Origin of the sequence: Methylorubrum sp. POS3, from assembly GCF_043352485.1 — a bacterium.
GTDB lineage: Bacteria > Pseudomonadota > Alphaproteobacteria > Rhizobiales > Beijerinckiaceae > Methylobacterium > Methylobacterium suomiense.
This window is the reverse complement of the sequence record NZ_JAPRBT010000001.1, coordinates 4,042,432-4,051,525: the sequence shown is the minus strand read 5'-3', so window position 1 is coordinate 4,051,525 and position 9,094 is coordinate 4,042,432. Positions and strand designations below refer to the sequence as shown.

6 protein-coding genes, 1 tRNA gene and 1 pseudogene are annotated in these 9,094 nt (G+C 66.0%); 6 read left to right on the top strand and 2 right to left on the bottom strand.

Features of this window, described 5'->3' with window-relative positions; genetic code table 11:
- Nucleotides 1-49 precede the first annotated feature (49 nt).
- The 3 genes and pseudogenes from OWC43_RS18640 to OWC43_RS18630 form a co-directional block, all read left to right on the top strand.
- Entirely contained in the window at nt 50-2,314 is a 2,265-nt protein-coding gene (locus OWC43_RS18640) for an AAA family ATPase (protein WP_393957758.1), read from the top strand.
- Between the two features lie 353 nt (nt 2,315-2,667).
- Nucleotides 2,668-3,072, top strand: a complete 405-nt coding sequence (locus OWC43_RS18635) for a recombinase family protein (RefSeq protein WP_393957757.1) — start codon at nt 2,668-2,670, stop codon at nt 3,070-3,072.
- Nucleotides 3,072-3,743 (top strand): annotated as a pseudogene (locus OWC43_RS18630) (recombinase family protein); the annotation flags it as partial. The gene OWC43_RS18635 and the pseudogene OWC43_RS18630, both read left to right, overlap by 1 nt.
- Nucleotides 3,744-4,304: 561 nt before the next feature.
- Here the strand turns inward: OWC43_RS18630 and OWC43_RS18625 are convergent.
- Nucleotides 4,305-4,380 (bottom strand) — tRNA-Glu (locus OWC43_RS18625).
- Between the two features lie 262 nt (nt 4,381-4,642).
- On the opposite strand from OWC43_RS18625, the gene panE reads away from it, so the two are divergent.
- On the top strand, nt 4,643-5,581 hold the full coding sequence (gene panE / locus OWC43_RS18620) for a 2-dehydropantoate 2-reductase (protein WP_393957756.1): 939 nt from the start codon (nt 4,643-4,645) through the stop codon (nt 5,579-5,581).
- A 35-nt stretch (nt 5,582-5,616) separates the two neighbouring features.
- Here panE and OWC43_RS18615 read toward each other — a convergent pair whose 3' ends face one another.
- Nucleotides 5,617-5,787, bottom strand: coding sequence for a hypothetical protein (locus OWC43_RS18615; protein WP_393957755.1), 171 nt, complete (start codon nt 5,785-5,787; stop codon nt 5,617-5,619).
- A 655-nt stretch (nt 5,788-6,442) separates the two neighbouring features.
- Here OWC43_RS18615 and OWC43_RS18610 point away from each other — a divergent pair.
- Both OWC43_RS18610 and OWC43_RS18605 read left to right on the top strand, forming a co-directional pair.
- Nucleotides 6,443-7,786 carry an RsmB/NOP family class I SAM-dependent RNA methyltransferase gene (locus tag OWC43_RS18610; protein WP_393957754.1) on the top strand — a complete coding sequence of 448 codons (1,344 nt, stop codon included), beginning with the start codon at nt 6,443-6,445 and terminating at the stop codon, nt 7,784-7,786.
- A 115-nt stretch (nt 7,787-7,901) separates the two neighbouring features.
- Complete coding sequence (locus OWC43_RS18605; protein WP_137827899.1) at nt 7,902-8,930, top strand: alpha/beta hydrolase; 1,029 nt, start codon at nt 7,902-7,904, stop codon at nt 8,928-8,930.
- Nucleotides 8,931-9,094 lie beyond the last annotated feature (164 nt).

Here is a 9,094-nt window from a genome sequence, read left to right as displayed (position 1 = left end):
CGTTTGCAACCCGGTCCAAACAGGACCAGAACCAGAACGGACTCTGGTTATGAACGGGGGCAAACAGGGGGCAAGGTCAGAACCGGTTGCGCTTACGGCGGCCCTCTTCCAGCACGGCGAGGGCCGCCCCTCCGAGCACGACGACGGCCGCGTCTTCGGGGATATGAACCTGCATGTGCATGCTGTGGCTGCAAATCTCGCCACTCGTGCGGACGGCTCTGTCGGCATCCTCCACTCCAAGTTGCAACGAGACGTCAAGATGGCCATCGGCGCGACGTGGCACGCCGCCATGGCGCACGAGCTGGGCGCACTCGGCTTCGGCATCGATCGCATCGGCTACAATGGCACCTTCGAGATCGAGGGCGTCGACGCCGCGCTGATCGATTACTTCTCAGCGCGCCGGGCCGAGATCGAGGACGAGCTTGGCCAGCATAGCGTCTCGAGCAGGGAAGCCGCTGCGCTCGCCTCCGCCATCGCGCGTGCGACTCGGGAAGCCAAGCCGGGAGCCGAGGGGCGTCGGCGTGAAAAGGTCTGGGCTGAAGCTGCCGCTTCACGTGGGATCGACGTCCAAACCTTCACGGAAAGCCTCCGCGATTGCCCACGAGCATTCGATCGCGATCTCGCGGAGAAGCAACTCACAGAGCGCCTCGCGGCGTTGCCGCGCGCTCTGACCGAGACACGCAGCGTATTCGAACGCCGGGATTTGATCCGAGCCGTCGCCGCATCATTCGTCGGCACCGGGCTGAATGCGGATCGGATTGATCGCGAAGTCGCCCGCCTCCTGGCTGAGGGCGCGGTGGTCGAAATCGGCCGCGACGCCCTCGGGCTGCCGCGCTATGCGACCCCCGAGATCATCGAAGTCGAGCGCGAGGTCGTCGCCCTCGCTCGCGCGCTCGCAGTCGACTCCAGCAAGGCGCTCGACCACGACGCGGTGCTTGCGAGGTGTGCGGCCGCCGGCCTCACCGCCGAGCAGCGCACTGCTGCCCTTGCAGCGACCGGTCCGCAAGCGCTCGCGATCGTCACTGGCGCACCGGGCAGCGGCAAGACGACGACGTTAGCCCCGATCGTCGCCGTCTATAAAGCTGCCGGCTATCGGGTGCTCGGGGCCGCCTCGGCTTGGCGCATCGCCGGATTGTTGAGGCAGGATCTGGGGATCGAGGCGCGCGCGATTGCGAGTTGGGTTGAGGCGGCCCGCCGCGGGCGTGGGGCTTTCGACGCGGACACAGTGCTGATCGTCGATGAGGCGGGTCTCGTCGCCTCGCGCGAGATGCACGTCCTCCTGTCGCAGATGCACCAAGCCGGTTCCAAGATCGTGCTTGTCGGCGATCCCGATCAGCTCCAGGCGATCGGGGCGGGGCCCGGCCTCGACTTGGTCGGGCGCGCCGTTGAGGCGGTCAAGGTCGCCACGATCGTACGTCAGCGCGAAACCTGGGCACGCGAAGCGATCCGCGCCTTCGGTGTCGGCCGATCGGACGAGGCGCTCGCCGTCTTCGCCGAGCGTGGTCTCCTCGCCGAGGTAGACGGCGCAGCAGCGACGGTGACGGCGCTTGTCGATGCTTGGCAGGAGAGCCGGGCGGCCGAGCCCGACGCCGCCGTTCTGCTTCTGGCCAAAACGAACGCACAGGTCGCCGCGATCGGGCGTGAGGTGCGCGCCCGGCTCAGGGGCGAAGGCAAGATTCTTGGCCCCGAGCGCATGATCGATGCGGTTACACCGTCAGGCCATACCTATCGGCTTTCGCTGGCGGCCGGCGACGCGATCCGCTTCCTGACGCGCAACGATGCCCTCGGGGTCGTCAACGGCTCGGTCGGCACCGTAACTGCGATCGTCGTCCGCGATGAGCGCGATTCACCTGGGGGGCACGCGGTCCAAATCGAGGCGCTGGTCGACGGTCGCGCAGTAGCATTCAGTCCACGCGATCTCGCCGACGAGAAGGGGCGTGCCCGGATCGGCTGGGCGTACGCGAGTTCGGTCTTCGGAAGCCAGGGCTTAACAGTCGACCGAACGCTCGTCCTCGTCGATCCCTCGTTCGACCGCCACGATATCTACGTCGCCGCGAGCCGTGCCCGCGGCGATACGATGCTGTTCGTCGACACCCGCTCGATCGACCGGCGGCTGGCCGCGGAGGGACCAACCGATCGCCAGTCGAGGCAGCTCGCGGTCGCACCGGCGGAAAGGCTTGCCTGGCTCGCGGCGCGGTTATCCCGGTCGAGCGCCAAGCTCTCGACCGTCGCTGTGATCGAGGCCGGCGAGGACAGAAAGAACGCGCAGGCCCGCGTCGCGGCGCATCAGCCCGTACTCGACCATGTGCGCTGAACGCAGAGTGGGCGAGAGGCGGAGGACCAGATCCCCCGATTCTGGCAGGCGAGCTTCCGTCGATAGGCTCCCGCGGCCAGTTCCAGCCCGCACGTTCAGCGTCATCGACGACCTGTCCCGTCCCGTCTCGGTCGGTCGTGCCGAACTGGAGGTGCTGGAGATGTATCTCGGCCCCGCCCTCGATGATCTCCTGCGCGCGCTGAAGCCATGACCGCACGGATCGCGATCCGGCATGCGACGGGCGTGCGAATACCTGTGGAGGAGAGCCGAGCGGACTCTTGCTGCAGAGTCGCGCCCTCCTCAGCCTCCCTTCGTTCGATGACATTTGTTCCCGCAACGCCGAGGCCAGCGCGATGACCCATCAGACCCGCCAAGCGCGCTTCGTGCCAGTGACCGAAGGGTCGCAGCGCGTCTGCTGCTATCTCAGGGTCTCAACGGGACGGCAAGCGGAGGGGGATCTCTCACTGCCGGATCAAAGTAAACAGATCCATAATTTCTGTTTGAACAAGGGCTGGCCAGTAGTCGCAGAGTATGTCGAGCCGGGCGCCTCGGCCATGGACGATAATCGCCCAGAGTTCCAGAAGATGATCGAGCGCGCAGGCGACGACGATCACCCCTTCGACGCCATCGTCGTGCACTCCTACTCGCGCTTCTTCCGCGATAGCTTCGGCCTGGAGATGTACGTGCGGCGGCTGGCCAAGGCCGGCGTGCGGCTGATCTCGATCACTCAGGAACTCGGAGACGTCCTGCACAGGTGATGATGCGCCAGGTGATCGCCCTGTTCGACGAGTACCAGTCGAAGGAGAATGCCAAGCACGTGCTGCGGGCGATGAAGGAGAACGCGCGGCAGGGCTTCTACAACGGTTCACCGGTGCCGCTCGGCTACGCGGTCGCGGAGGTCGAGAAACGCGGTACCCGCGTCAAGAAGCGCCTCACTGTCGATCCGGTCGAAGCCGAGACGGTCAGGCTGATCTTCCGACTGTACCGATTCGGCGACGGCGCCACCGGTCCGCTCGGCGTAAAAGCGATCACCTGCTACCTGAACGAGCGCGGCTATCGCACCCGCGCCGAGGCTCGGTTCGGGGTGGCCACCGTCCATGGGATCCTGACCAATCGGGTCTATGTCGGCGAGTTGGTGTTCAACCGGCGCTGCTCGAAGACGCTAGCCCAGAAGCCTGCGGCCGAGCACATTCCGATCACCGTGCCGGCGATCATCGAGCTACCTGAGTTCGAGGCCGTGCAGGCGACCTTGAAGGCGCACAATCCGCGTGCGACGCCAGCCCGCGTGGTCACAGGCCCGATCCTTCTGACGGGCCTAGCCACCTGCACGAACTGTAATGGACCTATGACGCTGCGCACTGGCACGTCGAAGTCCGGGAAGGTCCATCGCTACTACAGCTGCTCGACGCACGGCCGGATGGGCCGAACCGGCTGCACCGGCCGCGGCATCCCCATGGACACCCTCGACACGCTGGTGACTGATCACCTCGTCACCGAGCTGCTGCAGCCTGACCGCCTGCGGGCGACGCTGGCCTCGCTTTGGGCGCTGCGGGCCGAGAAGGCGGCGCAGGTTGATGGCCGCGTGGCGACTTTGCGCGGCGAGGTCGGGGAGGCGGAAGACAAGCTGAAGCGGCTCTACCGGATGGTCGAGGAGGGGGTGACCGATCTCGACAACATTCTGAAGGGGCGCTTGGCGGCGCTGAAGGAGGAGCGGGACCGGGCTCAGAGCGCCCTCGATCGGATCCACGTGGCCGAGCGTGCGCCTGCCGAAATCGCGCCTGAGCTCGTCGAGAAGTTCGGGCGTCTAATGCGCGCGAACGTGACGAGTGGCGAAGTCCCGTTCCGAAAGGCGTGGCTGCAGGCGATCGTCGATAGAGTCGAGGTGGATGCCGACGTTATCCGCATTGTCGGCGACAAGGCTAGCCTGGAAGCCGCCGTCGTTGGTGCGGCCACATCTGCCACACCCAGTGTTCGCAGTTCTGTACGGAAGTGGCGCGCCCTACGGGAATCGAACCCGTGTTTTCGCCGTGAAAGGGCGACGTCCTGGACCGCTAGACGAAGGGCGCTGGCGCTGGGCCAGCGGCTCTATAATCGGCTTGGACGGCGTCGGCAACGGGCGAGTTGCGATCTTTGTGCATCGAAAGAGAAAAACTGGCGGCGCTCCCTGTCCGATGGTTGATCGGAGCGCCCTCCGCGTCGTCCTTCCGCATCGCCGCTCCGCTGCGTCCGACGGGATGAATGGGTGCATCCGCTCTTGCGCCGAAAGGGAGACGGCGCGCAGATGCCGCATGAGCCTGCGTCCAGCGGGTCGATGGGCAGGGAGGAACGATGCGGATTCTCGTCGTGGGGGCCGGGGCGACCGGCGGTTATTTCGGAGCGCGGCTCGCCGAGATCGGGCGGGACGTGACCTTCCTGGTGCGCCCAGCCCGTGCCGAGAAATTGGCCGACGGGGGTCTGCGCGTGTCGAGTCCGGTGGGCGACGTGCATATCGCCGAGCCACAGACCGTGACTGCCGAAACCCTCGACAAGAGCGGGCCGTTCGATCTCGTGATCCTGTCCGCCAAGGCCTACGATCTCGATGGGGCTGTCGCGGACCTGCGCCCGGCCGTTGGGCCCCAAACGACGGTGCTGCCGATCCTCAACGGATTTCGCCATCTGGACGTGCTCGACGAAGCGTTCGGATCGGAGAAGGTGCTCGGCGGCAGTTGCGCCATCGTGGCGACGCTCACGCCGACCGGCGAAATCCGCCAGATGAGCGAATTGCACAGCCTGACTTACGGCGAACGTGACGGCACGCGGTCTGAGCGGATCGCGGCCATCGAGGCGGAGATGGAGGGCGTACGATTCCAGCCGCGCTCCAGTGACAAGGTCTTGCTGGAGATGTGGGAGAAATGGGTGTTCCTCGCGACCCTTGCCGGATCGACGACCCTCATGCGCGCGACCATCGGCGACGTCGTGGCGGCCCCTGGCGGCCCGACTTTCGTCGAGGGCCTGCTCGATGAATGTCAGACAATCGCCCTCGCCAGCGGTTACGGGTCGCGCGAGAAGGTTCTCGCGGGCGCACGGAAGACGTTAACGGCGGAACGCTCGCCGATGACCGCCTCGATGCTGCGCGACATCGAGGCAGGCGCCCGCATCGAAGCCGATCACATCATCGGCGACCTGATCGCGCGCGGGCAAAAGGCCGGTGTCGAGACGCCGATCCTGGATCGTGTGTTCACGCATCTCAAGGCTTACGAGAACCGGAGGAACCGCGACGCCGCGTGATGGGCGGGCACGCTTCCCCCGGTGCGTGACAGCTCTCAGTAGCGGCGCGCCGGCGGTGGCGGCGGGTTGCCGTATTCGAGTTGGGTCTTGGCATCGGCGCGGCGAGCCGGGGGCGGCGTCGGATCCAGGGCGGCCGGCGCCTTCGTGCAGGCGGCTGCAGCGAGCGCGAGAATCGTGGCGCCCGTAAGAAGTCTTAGGGTCGGCATTCGATCATTCTCTCCGTGATGATTCGGACGGCGCGTTCGCGACGGCTATTCCTGGGCGGCGGTATGTCCGTCTCAAACGCCCACAGCTTGGCCGTATCGCAACAAATATCGGGTGAAAGCGTGACTGCAAGGCAGTATGATTTTGAGGTATTTTAGTTTGATTGTAGGTGAAGACATTTAGGAGTTAATTTATTACGTATGTCGCACTTGAAGATGCAAATTTAGGCATGTTCAAATTATATCCAAAGCAGTACCGGATTGCGATTGTCGTATTCGCACGATTTAATGCTCATTTGTTTATAGGGCGGGATTTTATTAGAATGGCCCATCCAATGTATTTGTATACAGCAATGCGAATCTATAATATATATCAGACTGATAATTATTACTAAGTGACTAATCAAATCTGCATATGTTCTGGTGGCTTGTAGGTGAATAGGCGTCTCGCCGCCCTGCGGCGCAATCGAGATTCAAAACGATTCCCGGAAAATCGTTCTATCGTTCTGAGTAGATGAACCGCACGACGAAAGGTCGTTGGCGCGGAGTTGGACACCTCGCTGGGCGTGGCAGAGCTTCCAATTCGCGCGAACGGTTGGGCGGCCGAGCCTGAGGGGCATGCGAGGTTGGGCTTGCGTCGGGAGGCCGAGAACCGGCAATGCGAAGCAACGACTGTTCGACCCTCATTGAAGCGCCTCGGGAGCCGATCCTGACCCCCTCCGCCCGCATCTCCGCCGCCATTGAGATCCTGGACGATATTGTTGCGCGCCGCCGTCCGGCCGCCGATGCGCTGAAGGATTGGGGCCTCGCCCATCGCTTCGCCGGCTCGGGTGATCGGGCCGCAATCGCCAGCTTCGTCTATGACGGCCTGCGGCGGCGCGCCTCGGCCGCCTACCTCATGGGGACCGAGACCGGGCGCGCCGTCATCATCGGCATGCTTCGCTTGCAGCGGGGATTGGCTGAACCCACCATCGCCGGTCTGTTCGACGGTGGCCGCTTCGCGCCCACGCCTCTTACCGATGATGAGCGGAAGTGGTTGATCGAAGGCAACCTGCTCGGGGCCCCGCCGGAGATCGCAGGGGATGCACCGGCCTTCGTGCTGCCCTCGCTCGCCGCAGCCTTCGGCGATGATCTGATGGAAGAGCTGCGGGCCCTCGGCCGCCGGGCTCCCTTGGACATCCGCATCAACACCCTCAAGCAGAGCCGCGAGGAAGCCGCGGCGACTCTGAATGACCTCGGGGCGGAGCTTACCCCACTCTCGCCGCTCGGCCTGCGGATCCCGATCGGCGAGGACGGTCGCGGCCCCGCCCTGCATGTCGATCCGCTGTTTCTGGACGGCGGTTTCGAGATTCAGGATGAAGGCTCCCAGCTTGCCAGCCTCCTTGCGTCGGCACGGGCCGGCGAAACCGTGGTCGATCTCTGCGCGGGCGGCGGCGGCAAGTCGCTGGCCCTGGCCAGCCTCACCCGGAATGGCGCGCGCCTGATCGCGACGGATGCCGATCCGCGCCGTCTCGCTCCGATCCACGAGCGCCTTCGGCGCTCCGGGGCTGAGGTTGAGGTTCGTACCCCGCGCACGGGGAAGGCGCGGGCCGACGTGCTGGCCGATCTCGACGGGACGGTCGACCGGGTGCTGATCGATGCACCCTGCACCGGCACCGGCACGTGGCGGCGCAATCCTGATGCAAAGTGGCGCCTGCGGCCCGGCAGCCTCGCGAACCGCACGGGGGAACAGGCCGAGGTCCTCGACCGGGCCGCCCGTCTGGTGCGGCCGGGCGGCACCATCGTCTACGTCACATGCTCGGTCCTGCCCGAGGAGAACGACGCGGCGGTCGACGGGCTCCTCACCCGAAGCGGCGGCGCGATCGCCTCGGTCGCCACCGATCTGACTGCCGTACCAGGGCTCTCGGACAAGGTGCGCCGGACCCAGCGCGGCGTGCAGATGAGCCCGGCACTGACAGGCACCGACGGCTTCTATGTCGCGACGATGACACGCATTTTGTGATCATCGGCGAGGGATCGGTGTGGCTCTTGCCTCGTTGACGGCCTGACCCGCGCCGCTTTGGAGAATTCCACCGGCCGGCGCGCGAACGGAATCGTGCGATGACGAGGCCTCATCCATGACGCTGCACCGGCGCGCTCTTCTCGCGGGCACGGCGGCGGCCCTGACCGGCGAGCGGGCGCTCGCGCAAGCGCCCCTCACGGCGCCGTTCCAGGCGCGACCACCCGTGCGTGCCTCCGACGACATCGTGCAGCCGCTGCCGCGATCGGCGCCGGGTTCCGATCTCGAGGTCATCGATCTCTGGCCCGAACGGCCGCCGGGCGGTGGAGGGCCTTACCGGTCCGAATATCGCTTCGACGAGACGTTGACCGGCGTCGTCACCGGTGTGGTGCGGCCCTGTCTCCTCGTGATCCGCCCGACGCGCCCGAACGGGGCCGCGGTCGTCGTGGCGGCGGGCGGCGGCTATCGGCGCATCGATATCGGCAACGAGGGCTTGCCGGTCGGCCATTGGCTGGCCAAGGGCGGCATCACCGCCTTCGTCCTGATCTACCGGTTGCCCGTGGAGAATTGGCGCGACGGTGCCGATGCCCCCCGCCAGGATGCGCAGCGCGCCATGCGGCTCGTTCGCTGGCGGGCAGAGGAGTTCGGCCTCGACCCTGACCGGATCGGGGTGCTGGGTTTCTCGGCCGGCGGCCATCTGGCGGGTACGACGGCGGCCGATGCCGAGCAGGATCTCTACGACGATCTCGACGAGGCCGACAGCCTCAGCGCGCGGCCGAGTTTTGCCGGATTGATCTATCCGATCATCACCATGCGGGCGCCGTACGACCGCACGATCTCCAGCCGGAAGGTTCTCGTCGGCGACGATCCGCCCGAGGCACGGCGGCGGGCCTATTCCGTCGAAGTCCAAGTGAATGTCCGCACGCCGCCAGTCTTCATGGTGCAGGCCTCGGATGACCGGATCGCGATCACCGACCATCCCCTCCTGATGCACGCTGCCTTGCGGGCGGCCGGTGTGCCGGTGGAGATGCACCTGTTCGAGCGCGGCGGCCACGGCTTCGGCCTCGGCGTACCGGGGAGCCCGGTCTCGGCATGGCCTTCGCTGTTCATGGCCTGGATGCGGGGCCACGGGTTGCTCAAGTCCTGACGGGCGGCCCTATCCACGGGCCGCCCGCTTTCGTCTCAGACTGAGTTCAGAAGCAGCGGCGCTTGCGGACAACGACCGTGCGACCGTAAGGCCCACGCCGCTTGGTGATGACGGTATCGCAGCGCGGGCCGCGGATCACTGTTCGGCGCACGACCCGCGCCGTC

Excerpts from the sequence above, each read along its gene's own strand:
- OWC43_RS18635 (WP_393957757.1), top strand. The coding sequence starts at position 2,668 with ATGACCCATCAGACCCGCCAAGCGCGCTTCGTGCCAGTGACCGAAGGG.
- panE (WP_393957756.1), top strand. The coding sequence starts at position 4,643 with ATGCGGATTCTCGTCGTGGGGGCCGGGGCGACCGGCGGTTATTTCGGA.
- OWC43_RS18640 (WP_393957758.1), top strand. The coding sequence starts at position 50 with ATGAACGGGGGCAAACAGGGGGCAAGGTCAGAACCGGTTGCGCTTACG.
- OWC43_RS18605 (WP_137827899.1), top strand. The coding sequence starts at position 7,902 with ATGACGCTGCACCGGCGCGCTCTTCTCGCGGGCACGGCGGCGGCCCTG.
- OWC43_RS18615 (WP_393957755.1), bottom strand. The coding sequence starts at position 5,787 with ATGCCGACCCTAAGACTTCTTACGGGCGCCACGATTCTCGCGCTCGCT.
- OWC43_RS18610 (WP_393957754.1), top strand. The coding sequence starts at position 6,443 with ATGCGAAGCAACGACTGTTCGACCCTCATTGAAGCGCCTCGGGAGCCG.